The sequence below is a fragment of the Paraperibacillus marinus genome, assembly GCF_046237605.1.
Taxonomy (GTDB): domain Bacteria; phylum Bacillota; class Bacilli; order Bacillales; family DSM-1321; genus Paraperibacillus; species Paraperibacillus marinus.
In genome coordinates, this window is the sequence record NZ_CP143542.1 from 800,504 (window position 1) to 815,455 (window position 14,952).

15 protein-coding genes and 2 riboswitches are annotated in these 14,952 nt (G+C 46.8%); of the genes, 14 read left to right on the top strand and 1 reads right to left on the bottom strand.

Translation table 11 applies throughout. From position 1 onward, the window contains the following. Nucleotides 1–388: 388 nt before the first annotated feature. The 11 genes from abc-f to V1498_RS04115 all read left to right on the top strand — a co-directional run bounded on the left by abc-f (nucleotide 389) and on the right by V1498_RS04115 (nucleotide 11,238). Nucleotides 389–2,308 carry a ribosomal protection-like ABC-F family protein gene (abc-f, locus tag V1498_RS04065; protein ID WP_409297027.1) on the top strand — a complete coding sequence of 640 codons (1,920 nt, stop codon included), beginning with the start codon at nucleotides 389–391 and terminating at the stop codon, nucleotides 2,306–2,308. Between the two features lie 89 nt (nucleotides 2,309–2,397). After that, nucleotides 2,398–2,499, top strand: a riboswitch (purine riboswitch). Nucleotides 2,500–2,590: 91 nt separating this feature from the next. Further along, nucleotides 2,591–3,886: an NCS2 family permease gene (locus tag V1498_RS04070; protein ID WP_409297028.1), complete on the top strand. Its 1,296-nt coding sequence runs from the start codon at nucleotides 2,591–2,593 to the stop codon at nucleotides 3,884–3,886. Nucleotides 3,887–4,115: 229 nt separating this feature from the next. Next, nucleotides 4,116–4,280: a hypothetical protein gene (locus V1498_RS04075; protein ID WP_409297029.1), complete on the top strand. Its 165-nt coding sequence runs from the start codon at nucleotides 4,116–4,118 to the stop codon at nucleotides 4,278–4,280. A gap of 535 nt (nucleotides 4,281–4,815) precedes the next feature. After that, nucleotides 4,816–4,919: riboswitch (SAM riboswitch) on the top strand. A 169-nt stretch (nucleotides 4,920–5,088) separates the two neighbouring features. Then, on the top strand, nucleotides 5,089–5,220 hold the full coding sequence (locus tag V1498_RS04080; protein WP_409299134.1) for a YezD family protein: 132 nt from the start codon (nucleotides 5,089–5,091) through the stop codon (nucleotides 5,218–5,220). Nucleotides 5,221–5,329: 109 nt separating this feature from the next. Then, on the top strand, nucleotides 5,330–6,052 hold the full coding sequence (locus tag V1498_RS04085; RefSeq protein ID WP_409297030.1) for a phosphoadenylyl-sulfate reductase: 723 nt from the start codon (nucleotides 5,330–5,332) through the stop codon (nucleotides 6,050–6,052). Nucleotides 6,053–6,064: 12 nt separating this feature from the next. Beyond that, entirely contained in the window at nucleotides 6,065–7,132 is a 1,068-nt protein-coding gene (locus tag V1498_RS04090; RefSeq protein ID WP_409297031.1) for an anion permease, read from the top strand. 30 nt (nucleotides 7,133–7,162) lie between these two features. Then, entirely contained in the window at nucleotides 7,163–8,308 is a 1,146-nt protein-coding gene (sat, locus tag V1498_RS04095; RefSeq protein ID WP_409297032.1) for a sulfate adenylyltransferase, read from the top strand. 12 nt (nucleotides 8,309–8,320) lie between these two features. Then, on the top strand, nucleotides 8,321–8,923 hold the full coding sequence (gene cysC / locus V1498_RS04100; RefSeq protein ID WP_409297033.1) for an adenylyl-sulfate kinase: 603 nt from the start codon (nucleotides 8,321–8,323) through the stop codon (nucleotides 8,921–8,923). A gap of 177 nt (nucleotides 8,924–9,100) precedes the next feature. Further along, nucleotides 9,101–9,877, top strand: a complete 777-nt coding sequence (gene cobA / locus V1498_RS04105; RefSeq protein WP_409297034.1) for a uroporphyrinogen-III C-methyltransferase — start codon at nucleotides 9,101–9,103, stop codon at nucleotides 9,875–9,877. A gap of 12 nt (nucleotides 9,878–9,889) precedes the next feature. Beyond that, nucleotides 9,890–10,627: a sirohydrochlorin chelatase gene (locus V1498_RS04110; protein WP_409297035.1), complete on the top strand. Its 738-nt coding sequence runs from the start codon at nucleotides 9,890–9,892 to the stop codon at nucleotides 10,625–10,627. Next, nucleotides 10,615–11,238 (top strand): bifunctional precorrin-2 dehydrogenase/sirohydrochlorin ferrochelatase, encoded by a 624-nt coding sequence (locus V1498_RS04115; protein WP_409297036.1) that lies wholly within the window; start codon nucleotides 10,615–10,617, stop codon nucleotides 11,236–11,238. Before V1498_RS04110 ends, V1498_RS04115 begins: the two co-directional genes overlap by 13 nt. A 900-nt stretch (nucleotides 11,239–12,138) precedes the next feature. On the opposite strand, the gene V1498_RS04120 is transcribed toward V1498_RS04115, so the two are convergent. Continuing rightward, nucleotides 12,139–12,354: a methionine aminopeptidase gene (locus V1498_RS04120; protein WP_409291557.1), complete on the bottom strand. Its 216-nt coding sequence runs from the start codon at nucleotides 12,352–12,354 to the stop codon at nucleotides 12,139–12,141. A 253-nt stretch (nucleotides 12,355–12,607) separates the two neighbouring features. Between V1498_RS04120 and V1498_RS04125 the strand changes: the two genes are divergently transcribed. The 3 genes from V1498_RS04125 to V1498_RS04135 all read left to right on the top strand — a co-directional run bounded on the left by V1498_RS04125 (nucleotide 12,608) and on the right by V1498_RS04135 (nucleotide 14,926). Next, complete coding sequence (locus V1498_RS04125) at nucleotides 12,608–13,075, top strand: hypothetical protein (protein ID WP_409297037.1); 468 nt, start codon at nucleotides 12,608–12,610, stop codon at nucleotides 13,073–13,075. Between the two features lie 246 nt (nucleotides 13,076–13,321). Beyond that, complete coding sequence (locus V1498_RS04130) at nucleotides 13,322–13,951, top strand: 5-bromo-4-chloroindolyl phosphate hydrolysis family protein (RefSeq protein ID WP_409297038.1); 630 nt, start codon at nucleotides 13,322–13,324, stop codon at nucleotides 13,949–13,951. A gap of 18 nt (nucleotides 13,952–13,969) precedes the next feature. Next, nucleotides 13,970–14,926: a toxic anion resistance protein gene (locus V1498_RS04135; RefSeq protein WP_409297039.1), complete on the top strand. Its 957-nt coding sequence runs from the start codon at nucleotides 13,970–13,972 to the stop codon at nucleotides 14,924–14,926. Nucleotides 14,927–14,952 lie beyond the last annotated feature (26 nt).

Here is a 14,952-nt window from a genome sequence, read left to right on the forward strand (position 1 = left end):
GACATGAAATGGGCTGGTACCTGCATGAAAGCTAATGCTGTGCTCGCTTGGCACATCCCTGGTTTTTATGCTGAATTATATTCTTTAAACATTCAAGACTGTAAGAAGAGGCAATCTTCTTATGGTCTTTTTTATATGGGCTCATTCTAAAAAAATGTTGTTCTTTTGATTTGTTTAAGCCAGGTTGATTGCAGTGTACGGCGCAAGACTCATGCGAGCTCACCGCCACCCTGCTTAGGTGGAGTGCCTGCGGCAGAAATCAGCCTACAAGTTCAAAGCAGCAATGTTTGCGAATACAGCCTTATTTATAACCCAATAGTAATGAAGTTCTTCTTTGCTGCATCCATAATGCACGGCAGAAAATTATGGATGAAAGTGGGAAAGTTTAATGCTGGAATTAAAGCTGAATGGAATTAAGAAATATATGGATGCTGCACTCGTCCTGAAAAATATCTCCTTTGAAGCCTATGAAGGAGAGAGGATTGGCATTGTGGGAGCGAACGGAAGCGGAAAGAGCACGATTCTTAAATTAATTGCCGGACTTGAGCCGATGAATTATTATCCGGGATATCCGCAGACTTCAAGCCCTGGATATGACGAAGGTCTGATCCATAGGCCGAGACATGCTGATATTGCCTATCTTGAACAAACTCCGGTTGTAGAAAAGGGGCTAAAAGCGGCGGATGTGCTTCATCTGGCATTTGCGGAGGTTGAGAGCATGGAAAGAGAAATGCGGAACCTTGAGAAGCAGATGAAGACGCTGGCCGGGGATACACTTGAAAAGGCGCTGAAGAAATACAGTGATCTTCTTCAGTTATTTGAAGTAAGGGGCGGATATGAGCGTGAGGAAAAGCTGGGGAAAGTATGCACAGGATTGAAATTTACTGAAGAGTTCCTCGCCAGGGATTTCGACCTGCTGAGCGGCGGGGAAAAAACGAGGCTGATGCTCGGCAAGCTTCTGATACACCAGCCGGATATTCTCCTTCTGGATGAACCTACCAACCATCTTGATATGGATTCCCTTGAGTGGCTGGAAGGCTATGTCAAAGGGTATAAGGGAATTATCATTATTGTCTCCCATGACCGTTATTTCCTTGATCATACGGTCACGAAAATTGTGGAAGTAGAAGACATGGAGGCTATTACGTATAAAGGGAACTACACATTCTTTGTCAGCCAGAAGGAGGAAAATCTGCGGATTCAATATGAACATTACCGGGAACAGCAGAAAAAGGTTCATTCAATGGAAAAGACAGTAACAAGCCTGCGCGATTGGGCGCTGAGGGCAGATAACAATAAATTCTTCAGGAGGGCGGCCAGCATCCAGAAAAAGCTGGATAAAATGGCGAGAATCGATAAGCCCATTTTTGAACGGCGGAATATGAATCTGAACGTCAAATCAGCGGGCCGTTCCGGTAATGAAGTCATTAAAGCGGAGAGGCTGTCCAAAAGCTATCAGGATAGAGCTATATATAAGAACGCTGATTTATTGGTCACCTTTGGTGAAAGAGTGGGTGTGATTGGGCCGAACGGAAGCGGGAAAACCAGCCTCCTGAAAATGCTTCTGGGGGAAGAGATGCCTGACGGCGGCCGGATACAGCTGGGAGCAAATGTGATGCCTGCTTATCTGCCGCAGAACGTTACCTTTAAGGATGAAAGCATTACACTGCTCGAAGCCTTCAGGGACTGCATTTCGATTCCTGAAGGAAAGGCACGTGAGTATCTGTCAAAATTCATGTTCTATAAAGGAAGTGTGTTTAAGAAGGTAGAGCATCTTTCCGGGGGAGAGAGAATCAGGCTGAAGCTAGCGATGCTGCTTTTTCAGGATATTAATCTCCTGATCCTGGATGAACCGACCAACCATCTGGATATCAATTCGATCGAGACGCTTGAAGAGGCATTGGAAGACTTTGGCGGGACCATTTTCTTTATTTCGCATGACCGGTATTTCATAAACAAAATGGCGGATCGATTGATTGCGATTGAAGATTTTGCGTTGAAGAGTTATGAGGGCAATTATGATGAGTATAAACGACTGCAGGAAAAACTGGAGTCACAGCAGGTCAAAGGATCGGCTGTAAAATACGCAGGGGGCAAGAAAGCTTTTAAGGCGGAGGGTACGGATGAAGCAGCAAAGGCTGTGGCCTTTGCCCGGATTGAAGTCCTTGAACGTGATATTCAGAAAATCGAAACAGCAATGGAAACGGGCTGCGCAGATCATGAGGAGCTCAATCAGCTTTACCGGAGGAAGATCGCCCTCTCTGAAGAACTGGATTCAGTGATGGATCTTTTGGTAAACCTCCCATAACAAGGTAAACACTTTCAATAAACTTAATTGGCTGAAAATAGCTGTGATTATTGACTTGGGACTATATCACTGTTACTATTTTCACTATTCATTTTAATAGTGATTTACCTTGTATATGTTCAGGAATATGGCTTGGACGTTTCTACCAGGCTGCCATAAATAGTCTGTCTACAAGGGGCAATTCCTATAGGCTCTCATTCAGCCTCCCCATTGCCCTTTGCAGAATTCCCCTGGCAGATGTGCCGGGGGATTTTTTTTTATATTATATCCGGAGGACACATCATGAAAAAATACTTTCAATTTTCCGAACGGAATACAACCTACAGGCAGGAAAGCATTGCGGGAATTACCACCTTTCTATCCATGGCTTATATTCTGGTTGTTAATCCTGTCATCTTAAGTCAGAGCGGTATGGACAAAGGAGCTGTATTTACGGCCACCGCACTTTCCGCCATTATTGGGTCACTATTGATCGGCCTGCTGGCGAATTATCCAATCGGCATTGCGCCGAGCATGGGAATCAATGCATTTTTCACCTTTACAGTCTGCATCGGTTTGAAAATTCCATGGGAAACAACCCTCGCTGGAGTATTCGTAGCCGGAGTGCTATTCGTCATCTTGAGTTTGCTGAAGATACGGGAAAAGATTATCAATATAATCCCTCAGGATTTGAAGCATGCCATTGCCGGAGGGATAGGATTTTTTGTAGCTTTTATTGGATTGAAGAATGCAGGCATCGTCACTGCGAATCGGGATACGTTTGTCGCTCTCGGCAATTTTAAAGATGCGCCTACCCTGCTTGCCATTGCCGGCTTTATCATTACCATCATACTTCTGAACAGGGGAATCAAAGGCGGAATCTTTTTTGGGATGGTACTGTCTACCATCATTGGGATTGCGTTTGGAGTCATTGAAACCCCTAAGGCTGTCGTTGGGAGCATTCCGAGCCTTGAGCCCACCTTCGGAGTTGTGTTCAGCCATTTAGATGACATATTTTCCCCTAAGGTGCTGGCGGTCATTTTTACATTTTTGTTTGTAGCCTTTTTTGATACTGCTGGTGCTTTGATTGCCATTGCCAGCCAGGCGGGACTGATGAAAAATAACGAAATACCGAATGCGGGCAGGGCGCTTCTGGCAGATTCATTGTCGGCGACTGTCGGTGCGGTGTTTGGTACTTCAACTACCGCTTCAATGGTAGAATCTTCTGCAGGCATTGCGGTTGGCGGAAGGACGGGCTTTACCTCCATAGTCATTGCCAGCGGCTTTGTGATTTCCTTGTTCTTCTCGCCCGTTCTGTCGATTGTTACGCCAGAGGTCACTGCCCCGGCCCTGATCATTGTGGGAGCGATGATGGCAACCGAGATCAGCAAAATCAATTGGAATCATTCAGCCATCGTCATCCCGAGTTTTGTCACCATCATCATGATGCCGCTGTCTTTCAGTGTAGCTACAGGCATCGCCCTGGGCTTCATTTTGTATCCGATCAATATGATTGCGATAAAAAGGGCGAAGGAAATCCATCCAATCATGTATGTGCTTTGCCTGGTATTCATTGGTTATTTTGTATATGTAGTGTAAGGCAGATTCAAAAGAGGCAGCGGTGGCTGCCTCTTTTTTCACTTTTTACTATTATCCCGGTATAAACTTGAAAAATTGCGTATGAAATTGGGAATACTTTCTTTTTCTTGGGGTAAAGGAAGGATGTTATTACGCCGGCAGGTAAATTGTACCCCATCTCTTTTATTAAATGGCGGGACTCCTTCTGTCAGCGCATTAGTAGTACATCCCGCTCTAAAGGAGAGAACGCATGTATATTCATTTTGGACAGCACAGGCAGCTTGCAGTCTGGAAAATCTGGGGAGAGCCTGAACGGGACATTTCTTCTATTTGCGTTGCAGCGGAGGTAAGAGGGAAAAGGGACGATGAGAGAAGTTATAACGATGGACCGATTGAATTGGAGAGTCATAGATGAAGGGCAGCCTTTCAGGAAAACGGTTTTACCCCCTCACTTGCCAAGGCTGCGTTAAGTCTTGGAATCCGGCTTGATGATGTACAAACCTATAAAAATCTTAAAGACTATTTAAAAATTCTTGACCGGTCAATTTAATATAGGATCTTAAAAGATGAAAACGGTAAGCCGGCGGAACAAAATGTTCTGCCGGCTTTTACTTTTCAGGAGAGGAAGACCGGCGTTGAAGAAGGAACTTTAAAGATAGCGGGGCTTACAATAAGAAGTGAGACACCGCAGGCCAGGGCCTGTCCAGCGGAAGTTAAGCAAACTGATGCAGAGATCACCATCTTCTCAAGCGGCTTATTCACAAAAACAGTCTTACCTAAAGATTGGCTTATTATGCATACCTGTGCACTTGGAATTGTTTGCAGCATATAATATTGAGCAGGGTCAGTACAAGCACGGAGAGGGATATTGAAATTTCAAAATACTTAGTTAAAAGTTGTTGACAAATCTTATGAGTATGGTAGGATTAATTTCAAATAATAATGAATGACTCTTATCTAGAGAGGCTGAGGGAGCGGCCCTTTGAAGCCCGGCAACCTGCGAGAAGCAAGGTGCCAATTCCAGCAAAATGTTTACCATTTTGGAAGATAAGGTGCTTAAGCAAGGCGCCTTTCTCTATATGAAAGGCATTTTTTATGGGAACTTTCTGTAAGCGGCCCTGCTTTTATACCCATTTGCATGCCGCCATCATATTGTAGAAGGAACGGAATTATGCTTTGTATATAGGGAGGCGAAACGTTTGAAACCATCCCAGTGGGAGGAAGTGGCTCAGCACATCAAACAAATGCTGAGTGAAGTGCAATATGGTTCAATTACCCTGGTCGTACAGGATGGAAAAGTCATCCAAATTGAACGCAATGAAAAAGTTCGCCTTCAAACCAATAAACCACGCTGACTAGACAAACTAGAGGCGGTTCTCTCCTTAACAGGGAGAGAACCGTCTTTTTTTTATACAGCAGGGAAATCAGCTTTTGGAAATGACGCAAAAAAAGGAGTAAGGCAAAATGACAATTCCTTCGTATAATGAGCGTGAACAGCTGCTCGCACAGTCCAATATCTTCAGGCCGGATGATAACTCAAAGGGAGCAGTACCAGTACTCCAATGGGCGTATCAGCATTTTTCGGCAGACAAGATTGTATATGCCTCAAGTTTCGGGGCAGAGGCTGTGGTACTGATTGATCTGATTCAGAGGGTCAACCCGCATGCCCATATCGTTTTCCTCGATACCGGCCTTCATTTCCCGGAAACCTATGAGGTGATAGATCAAATAGAGAAACGGTTCCCTTCGTTGAAAATTGAACGGAAGCAGCCCGCACTTACGCTGGATGAGCAGAGGGAGCAGCATGGTTCAGCCCTTTGGAAACGTGAGCCGGATACCTGCTGCGCCATCCGGAAGGTCATACCTTTACGGGAGGCCCTTTCAGGAAAAGAGGCCTGGATTTCCGGTCTTAGGAGAGAACAGTCTCCGCTCAGGGCAGGGACGCAGTTCCTGAATGAAGATAAAAAATTCCATAATATTAAAATCTGTCCATTGATTCATTGGACATGGGACGAAGTCTGGGAATATATCAGGGAGAAAGACCTGCCGTATAACAAGCTTCATGACCAGGGATATCCAAGCATCGGCTGCTTCCCCTGCACAGCGGCGGCTGGTGCAGGGGGTGACAGCAGGGCAGGACGCTGGTCCGGTACAGGCAAAACTGAATGCGGCCTGCATTCTGATTAAGGAGTTGGTTTGATGCTTACGATGGCTGCCATCACTATCGGTTTGTTTTTTGCCATGAATATTGGAGCCAGCGGGGCAGCAGCTTCAATGGGAATATCTTATGGAGCGGGTGTAATCCAGAGACCATTGAATGCCCTTGTGCTATGCGGTATTGCTGTTTTCCTCGGGGCATGGCTTGGAGGCGGTGAAGTGGTCAAGACCATTGGAAGCGGAATTGTGCCCAAAAGCACATTCACCACAGCTATTGCTGTTATTGTACTGGCTTCGGCAGCCCTGTCCTTGTTTTTAGCCAATATCTTTGGCATCCCCCTCTCAACCAGTGAGGTGACGGTGGGTGCGGTGATCGGGGCCGGAATGGTTTATCAATCCCTCTATGCGGCTAAGCTGCTCTGGATATTCATGTTCTGGTTCCTTACCCCTGTGGCAGCCTTTTTCATTGCCATACTCGCTGCGTCCATCTTGAAAAATAAAAAGCTCGCTTCCTGGCTGCAAACGAAGAAGACAGCCGGCATTCTCTCGATCCTGGTTGTTGTCATGGGATTGTTCGAGGCCTTCTCGGCAGGCATGAATAATGTGGCGAATGCGGTCGGCCCCCTGGTAGGCGCGGGGGTGATTTCCACCTCATCAGGCATTCTCTGGGGAGGACTCTTTGTATCCCTTGGTGCCGTTATTCTCGGCCGTAGGGTCCTTGAGACAAACGGAAAAAAAATTACCGATCTAAAGCTGGAAGAAGGCTGTATCATTTCTGGAACGGGCGCGGGTATTGTGACGGCTGCGTCGCTTGCCGGCATACCGGTCCCTTTGACACAGATCACTACATCCTCCATCATCGGCATCGGATTTGCCAAGCATGGTAAACAGGTACTGAAAAAGGATATTGTCATCAAGCTGCTTGCCGTCTGGATTGTATCCCCTGTCCTATCCATGGTTCTTTCTTTCACAATCATCCAATTAGTGATTGAGAGGAATGTATATCCAGTGATCATCATGGCGGGGGTGCTTGTATCTGTATTTGGAATTAAGTTCCTGATGAGAAAACCTGCTGAAGCAGGACACGCCCTGCTTTCGGAAGAGCATTAAAAATATGATTGAAGAAAGGTTGATAAAGATATGACATTGCCATTGCCGCACGGGGGAAAACTCATCTCAAGTTTCAATCCGGCATACGACCTGACAGGAGTTCAGAAAGAACTGGAAATAGACGCCACAGCCTATAGTGACCTGGAGCTCATCGGTGTTGGGCTTTTCAGCCCGCTGGCGGGGTTCCTGGGGAAGGCGGATTATGAAACTGTTGTCGAAAATATGCGTCTGGCAGATGGTACAGTCTGGCCGGTCCCTGTGACTCTGCCTGCATCAGAGGATGCAGCAGAAGACATACGTGCGGGGGAAAGGGTAAGGCTGCTTCATCAGGGCCGGACTGTCGGGGTCATTGAAGTGTCAGAACTTTATGCGCCTGATCTCCATAAAGAAGCCCGCTTGGTATACAGGACGGAGGATCTTGCCCATCCCGGCGTCAAGAAGCTGTTTGAACGGGGAAGTATTTATATCGCCGGTAAGATTGTACTCGTTGAAAAATCGGATAAAGGTCCGGCAGGGGATGTTTGGTTTGAACCTAGTCAGACCCGCGCACTCTTTGAGCGGAATGGGTGGAAAACGATTGTTGGCTTTCAGACAAGGAACCCGGTTCACAGAGCCCATGAATATATTCAAAAGGCAGCACTGGAAACGGTGGATGGCTTGTTCCTGAACCCTCTTGTCGGAGAAACGAAATCGGATGACATTCCTGCTGACATCAGGCTTGAAAGCTACCGGGTGCTTCTCGATCATTATTATCCGGCAGAACGGGTCCAGCTGGGAGTATACCCTGCCGCCATGAGATATGCCGGCCCGCGTGAAGCCATATTCCATGCGCTCGCCCGCAAAAACTTTGGGTGCACACATTTTATTGTGGGCCGTGATCATGCAGGTGTCGGGGATTATTACGGCACATACGATGCCCAGTATATCTTCAGCGAGTTTACGGAAGAAGAGCTTGGCATAAAGCCATTATTCTTTGAACACAGCTTTTATTGTAATGCGTGTGAAGGTATGGCTTCTGACAAGACCTGTCCGCATGGCAGTGAAGACCGTGTCATCCTGTCGGGGACAAAGGTACGGGAAATGCTGAGGGCAGGGGAATTGCCGCCTTCTACCTTCAGCCGTAAAGAGGTTATTGAAGTATTAATTAGTGGTATGAAGGAAAAAGCAACTGTATAAGGAGGGCCCATCATGACAAAAGCAGCGAATATCACCTGGCATGAGGCATCCATCACGAAGGATGACCGGCGCAGGAGTAATGGCCATGGCAGCTGTGTTTTATGGTTCACAGGATTATCCGGATCAGGCAAGTCAACGATTGCCAATGCCTTTTCGCGATTCCTGCATGAAGAAGGAATCAGTGAATATGTGCTTGACGGAGATAATGTAAGGCACGGCTTAAATAAAGATTTAGGTTTTTCAGATGATGACAGGACAGAGAATATTCGGCGGATCGGAGAGGTTGCAAAGCTTTTTGTAGACAGCGGGAAGGTTGTGACCACAGCTTTTATCTCCCCCTTCCGTTCGGACAGGGAGCAGGTAAGGAGTCTGTTCGAAGAGGGAGAATTCATAGAGGTATTTGTAGACTGTCCGCTTGCGGAATGTGAACGGCGGGATCCGAAACAGCTGTATGTGAAAGCCCGCCGCGGTGAAATCAAGGACTTCACAGGCATCGATTCTCCTTATGAAGCACCGCATTCCCCAGAAATCATCCTTGCCTCTGACGCCCTCAGTGTCTCTGAAGCAGTGGGAGTTATATATGAACACCTGGTGAAGCGGGGAATCCTTGGGTAGTGTAAGATATTTTTGATATAGCTGATTTTTGATATAATAGAGTTAGGGCTGTCCTATTATGAGGAGCCAGGCCCCTGAGCGTTAGGATGCAGGTGTTCGTCTGTATGCTGCGGCTTTTTTAGGGAATCTGAGCCTCCGGCAGGACGGTTTTTTTCTTTTTATAGAGGAGGGAAGACGATGGCTGGTAAAGTATATTTAGTTGGAGCCGGTCCGGGGGATCCGGAGTTGATTACAGTCAAAGGATTGCGCTGCCTTCAAGAGGCGGATGTTATTCTTTACGATCGTCTCGTTAACCCCGAATTGCTCAACCATGCAAAGAAAGAAGCACAATTCGTTTATTGCGGGAAGCTTCCCGATCTTCATACTATGCAGCAAGAGACCATCAATTCGCTTTTGGTCAAGTATGCAAAAAAAGGATTGAATGTGGTCAGGTTAAAAGGCGGAGATCCGTTTGTCTTCGGCCGGGGAGGCGAAGAGGCAGAGGAGTGTGTCCGTCATGGGATCACATTTGAAGTGGTACCCGGCATTACATCAGGAATAGCGGCGGCAGCCTATGCAGGAATCCCGGTCACTCACCGAACACTCAGCAAAAGTTTTGCCTTTGTGACAGGGCATCAGGCGGGTAATGTAGAGGCAGAGCATCAGTGGGCCCATCTCGCTCATGGGGTGGATACTATATGTGTGTACATGGGAGTGTCCCATCTTCCCAATATCATTAAGCAGCTTCTGCAGAACGGAAAGTCGAAGGAGACCCAGATTGCACTTGTACACTGGGGAACCATGGAAAAGCAGCAGACAATTGCAGGAACGCTTGAAAACATTGAAGAAAAAGTCAAAGAGTCAGGCATATCCAATCCGAGTATGATCATTATTGGAGAAGTCGTGGGCCTTCATCATAAAATCAATTGGTTTGATGAGGAGATCGCTCCCCATCTGCCTATCAGCCATGGATAAGGGGGATTTTATATGAAAGCAATCCTCTATATCGGCCATGGCACCCGTTCGGGCAAGGGGGCTAAGGAAGCCAGGGGCTTCATTGGAAAAGTGATGGAAGAAGTCAGCGCACCAATCCAGGAGCTTTGTTTTTTGGAATTAACTCAGCCTTCCATAGAAGAAGGATATGAGCGCTGCATTGAAAGGGGCGCAGAGGAAATTACGGTTGTGCCCCTTTTCCTGCTTGCGGCAGGGCATATTAAACACGACATCCCCGAAGCCCTTTCACCTCTGATGGAAAAGTATCCCGGAGTTCCTGTGAAAAGAGCCGATCCCTTCGGTGTACAGCCTGGAATCTTGGATGCCATCGCAGAGCTGGTGTCAGATACTGCAGGCGAGGTGAGGGCAGACGATTCCCTGCTGATTGTAGGGCGCGGCAGCAGTGACCCGGGAGTTCACGAGGATTTTGCCGCTATCATCAACGGGCTGGGTGAGAGGCTTCCTGCGCGGGATATTCAAGTATGCTATCTGGCTGCGGCAAGCCCGCGCTTTCCTGAAGCGATGCTAAGGACAGGCTCTGCCAAAAGGACCATTGTTATTCCTTACCTGTTGTTTCCCGGACTCCTTCTTGCTGAGGTGGATGCCGAAGTGAGGAAGAGGCAAAAAAGGGGGCAGGATATCCTCCATACCGGAGTCCTCGGCAGGCATGACGCCATTCGGAATATTGTCACGGCCCGTGCTGAAGGGAGAAACATCACATGCAGCCCCTGATCATGAACTTTACAGGGAAAAAAGTGGTGATAGCAGGCGCCGGCCGGATTGCAGCCAGGAAAGCCAGAGTCCTGAGTGAGGAAAAGGCCGAGATTACCTTTATAGCTCCTGAGGTTTCAAAAGAAACGGAAGAGCTCTCCGAAGCCTGGGGATACACCATCATCCGAAAAAAGGCAGAGAAAAGCGATTTTGACGGAGCCATTCTTGTAATTCTTGCCACGAATGACCGCCTGGTAAATGAAACCCTCTCCCGGGAGCTTCCCCCAAACCAGCTCGTCTGTGTAGTCGACGGCCAGGGAGAAGGGAACGTCATCTTTCCTGCCACAGTCAGGAGGGGCATGCTCCAGATAGCCGTAACATCAAGCGGAGCAAGCCCCAAACTGACCCGGAAGCTGAAAAAGCAGCTTGAAAACCAGTTTGATCACTCATGGGAGCCATATGCCGCTTTTTTAGCAGAATGCCGCAGTTTGATCAAAAAGCTGAAGCTTGTGGAGACTCGAAAGCATGAGCTTCTTTGGAACATCCTCGATGACGAATACCGCAGCAGCCCCGAATTACAGCGGGAAATGCTCCTGAAGCTGCACGAGCTTCAGCCGGGAGGCCTTGATTAAGGCCTTTTTGCGGTGGAAAAGCGGGGCTGTATCCCCATGCTTCCAGATGACAGGAGAAGGAGCATGCCGGAGGATGCCTAATGCATATTTACCAATTTTGTTCATGACCCATTCCCCTCACACTCAAAATATAGGATTAGAATCCCGGTGTACGGGCAAATGCTCCCGCACATAGGAGGCGCTTCGGTCTGTGGGTTAACTAAAAGGGAAATGTGTGCTGCCGCAATGCATACAGGAGAAAGCTTTATACAGAATACGGCTGTTGTTTCCAAGGAAGGCTTGGAAACAATTTTACCCTTATGGACGAAAGGAAAAGTACAAAAGGGACACTCGGTTTCGAAGAAGGAGAGCAAGACAGAAATCTTTTCTAGGTGAAAGGCACCGTGATCGACTGCGGCGAAAAGCCGAACGCCTGGATCACGATGACGGCTTCATATTCATCCACAGAAATTTTCCCCACCCCCCGCTTATCAATTGGGGGATCTCGCTGACTTTCGCTGGATCAATCACAGACATGCCGCCTGCCGGGTGGTGGTTGTACTAAAAAGCGCTGACACCGGTAATGCCTAAAACTAGAATTAGAGAGAGCAAATTCCAAAAATAAGCCATACTTTTTCATATTTATGAATATGCATATTAAATCACCTTTTTCTAATTATCTGGAAAGATGGAAGAAATAAGCTGCGAACCAGGCTGCGAGAATGACGGCCCCCAGTGCCAATACACCAATCAATGTTCCTGTAAGCTGTGCTTCATGTTTTTTACCTTTCCTGTTATGCCTTCATTATAGAAACCGCGGTGCATGATGTATGTGATAATATCACAAGTAAAATTGCGGCCGGCAAAAAAGCCGGCTGATTTCCAGGCCGGCTTAGAGAGTAAAAAGATTTCTTTTACAGGTTATTCGATATCCCTGCCCATGAACCAGGCTTCGTACTGTCCTGTTCCATCACAGCCCGGGCAGTCATAGACTTGAGCGTAATAAAACTCATTCGGGGCATAGGGATTATAGCCCCGGCCGCGGCAGTCCGGGCAAAACCCCATATCTGCCATCTCGGCCACATATTTTTCATACCTGGCCTTATACCAGGATGTGACTGCATTCAATAAACCCACAAGTACCACCTCGATTTTTATTAGTATGCCTCGGGGAAAAGGTTTTTAACATATTTATTGATGTCATATCATATGCGCCAGTGCCTAAAAAATTGAAGGGCAGGTGTGTCCCGCTCAGGAAAAAAATGAAACTTTTTAATATATTGAACGTCTAATAGTTAAAGAGATTAATTTTACATTTATGGGGGTATTTATCATATAGAGCATGCCGGAATTTCCCCGTATACATAAAACCCACAGGAGGGAAAAATTTATGAAAAAGCTGATGTTCATCCTTTCAGCCCTGATGGTCCTGCTGAGTCCAACCGTCTCAAATGCGGCAGCCCCTGAGAAGCAGACCACCTATTTGAATTCTGTAAAGACAACAAGCAAGGGCATCTATGCCAAGGCTGATTACATCCAGTGGTTCCGGGGCGAACAGGCGAACAAAGAAGCTTTTAAAGATAAGGCCTGTTACTGGGATCGGGGAAAATGCTATGCGATGGATGACTACTATATCCGCAATGTGAATCCAAAAATAAGGACCCTGCCTGTTTCAAAAAAGGCGGTCATCACTATGGTCACCTACCAAATTGAAAAGACCAACAATATCAAAAAACAAAAAGTATCCATGGCAGTATTCTTGAAGGAAATGAAAAAATCACGCTACCGGGACATCCCCTTCCATATAGTACTCAAAAATGGAGTCATCACCAAAATAACCGAACAATACATTCCCTAAGAGAGCAGCCAGTCTGCTCTCTTTTTACGTGGGAAATAATCGGGAAATGGGGGACTGTCCCCCTTTCCCGGGAAATCCTCTGGCTGACTAGGACTTGAGGCGTAGCTGGGATTAGCTATGCGGGTCTATAGAAATGTGGGGGATTTTGGTGTATGTTAGTAGATATACAGAGTTTTGGTCAGGTGTGAAACTCTTTTGTACGATGGACGTAATAAGGATTAAGACAAAAGACAGGAGTGGGTAAATTTGAACCGGATACTTTCTTTCTTTATTGCCGCATTTTTCGCTGTTCCAGCTGCCTCTTGTGTACTTCTGCTCAGTTATTTTGTACTGGATGCAACGTTTATGGCATCAATGGGGCTCTTCCTGGCTGCCGGTGCAGCTGCAGCAGGAGCGACCCTTCTGGCGATAAGATATAATTTTCTTAAAAAGCAGGGAATTTCATTAAAAGAGTACCGCTATATCAAAAAGAATCTGAATGAAGCAAAGCATAAAATATTCCGCCTGAACAAAGCGCTCGTACTCAGCAGGCATCTGCCTTCATTCAAGAAAAGGCTTGAGCTGATCAGGATTACGAGAAAGATATACAGCCTTACCAATAAAGAACCAAAGCGATTCTATCTTGCAGATGAATTTTATTTTTCCCATCTCGATTCCATCCTGGAGTTGAGCGAAAAGTATAATTTCCTATCTTCACAGCCAAAACGCAATTTCGAAATAGAGGCGTCACTTGCGGAAACCCGTCATATGATGGACGAGCTGGGCCTTACGATTGAAAAGGATCTCTATCAAATGATTTCTGGAGACATGGATCAGCTTCATTTCGAGATCGATGTTGCCAAGAAATCTATCCAGACTGCCGGCGAAACGCCATAACAGGGGAGCGCACAAGCCATGATCATGCCTGATGACATGTTAGATAATAATAGAATGCCTGCAGCGGACGGTCCGGAAAGTCCTGCTGCCGGCTCTAAGAAACTTGCTGTCACTGCACCGGATACAGCGAGCCCTGAAAGCATCCTGGCATTCGGGGCCGGTATCCAGTCCACCATGGCCGTCATGTCAAATCAGCTCCTGAAGAATGCACAGAAAAAGGATATCCGGGAAATTGGCTATATCATGGCTTCCCTGGCAGAAAAGCTGTCAGAGGTGGATCCTGAGGACTTAAAGCCAAGGAAGCTCTCTTTTTTCGCAAAACTTTTTGGCAAAAAGCAGCCCGAGGCAAGAGAAGTTCTTTCAAAGCTGCAGCGCTCAGGGGCCGCCGTTGACCGGATCAGCATTAAGCTCGAGCGCAGCAAGGAAGTGTTGAAGGCAGATTTACATACCCTGGAGCAGCTCTATGAAAAAACGAGAGATTATTATCATGAGCTGGAAGCCTATATCAGAGCGGGAGAAGTCTTCCTGAAAGAAATGCAGGCACAACTTGATTCTTCTGCTGCCAAAACCAGAACCATTTTTGAGGGAAACAATCTGGTGGATTGCGTCGAATTGATGGATAAACGGCTGTACGACCTGAAAATCAGCCGGGAAATCGCCCTTCAAAGCGCAGCACAGATCCGGATGATCCAGAATTCCAACCATCTTCTCGCTGAAAAGATTCAATCTTCGATCATGACTGTCATCCCGCTTTGGAAAAATCAGATTTCCATTTCCCTGTCTGCAGTTAAGAAGCTTCATATATCAGAGGTTCAGCAGCACACAGAAGCGGGAAGCGGGGAACATATTGAAGCCCTTAAATCCCTTCAGAATACCCTGCTGGAAACAATTAATGAAACAATCCGCATACAGCAGGAGGAAGCCGAAAAGCTGGAAGCCGCAGAACATGAAATGTCAGTGAAAAAAGAATTCTAATGTAAAGAACAGGGAGCCCGATTTAC

Bases quoted from the DNA above. Each gene is read 5' to 3' on its own strand.
- V1498_RS04075 (WP_409297029.1), top strand. From the start codon at position 4,116: ATGTATATTCATTTTGGACAGCACAGGCAGCTTGCAGTCTGGAAAATC.
- cobA (WP_409297034.1), top strand. From the start codon at position 9,101: ATGGCTGGTAAAGTATATTTAGTTGGAGCCGGTCCGGGGGATCCGGAG.
- abc-f (WP_409297027.1), top strand. From the start codon at position 389: ATGCTGGAATTAAAGCTGAATGGAATTAAGAAATATATGGATGCTGCA.
- sat (WP_409297032.1), top strand. From the start codon at position 7,163: ATGACATTGCCATTGCCGCACGGGGGAAAACTCATCTCAAGTTTCAAT.
- V1498_RS04110 (WP_409297035.1), top strand. From the start codon at position 9,890: ATGAAAGCAATCCTCTATATCGGCCATGGCACCCGTTCGGGCAAGGGG.
- V1498_RS04135 (WP_409297039.1), top strand. From the start codon at position 13,970: ATGATCATGCCTGATGACATGTTAGATAATAATAGAATGCCTGCAGCG.
- V1498_RS04125 (WP_409297037.1), top strand. From the start codon at position 12,608: ATGAAAAAGCTGATGTTCATCCTTTCAGCCCTGATGGTCCTGCTGAGT.
- cysC (WP_409297033.1), top strand. From the start codon at position 8,321: ATGACAAAAGCAGCGAATATCACCTGGCATGAGGCATCCATCACGAAG.
- V1498_RS04115 (WP_409297036.1), top strand. From the start codon at position 10,615: ATGCAGCCCCTGATCATGAACTTTACAGGGAAAAAAGTGGTGATAGCA.
- V1498_RS04070 (WP_409297028.1), top strand. From the start codon at position 2,591: ATGAAAAAATACTTTCAATTTTCCGAACGGAATACAACCTACAGGCAG.
- V1498_RS04090 (WP_409297031.1), top strand. From the start codon at position 6,065: ATGCTTACGATGGCTGCCATCACTATCGGTTTGTTTTTTGCCATGAAT.
- V1498_RS04085 (WP_409297030.1), top strand. From the start codon at position 5,330: ATGACAATTCCTTCGTATAATGAGCGTGAACAGCTGCTCGCACAGTCC.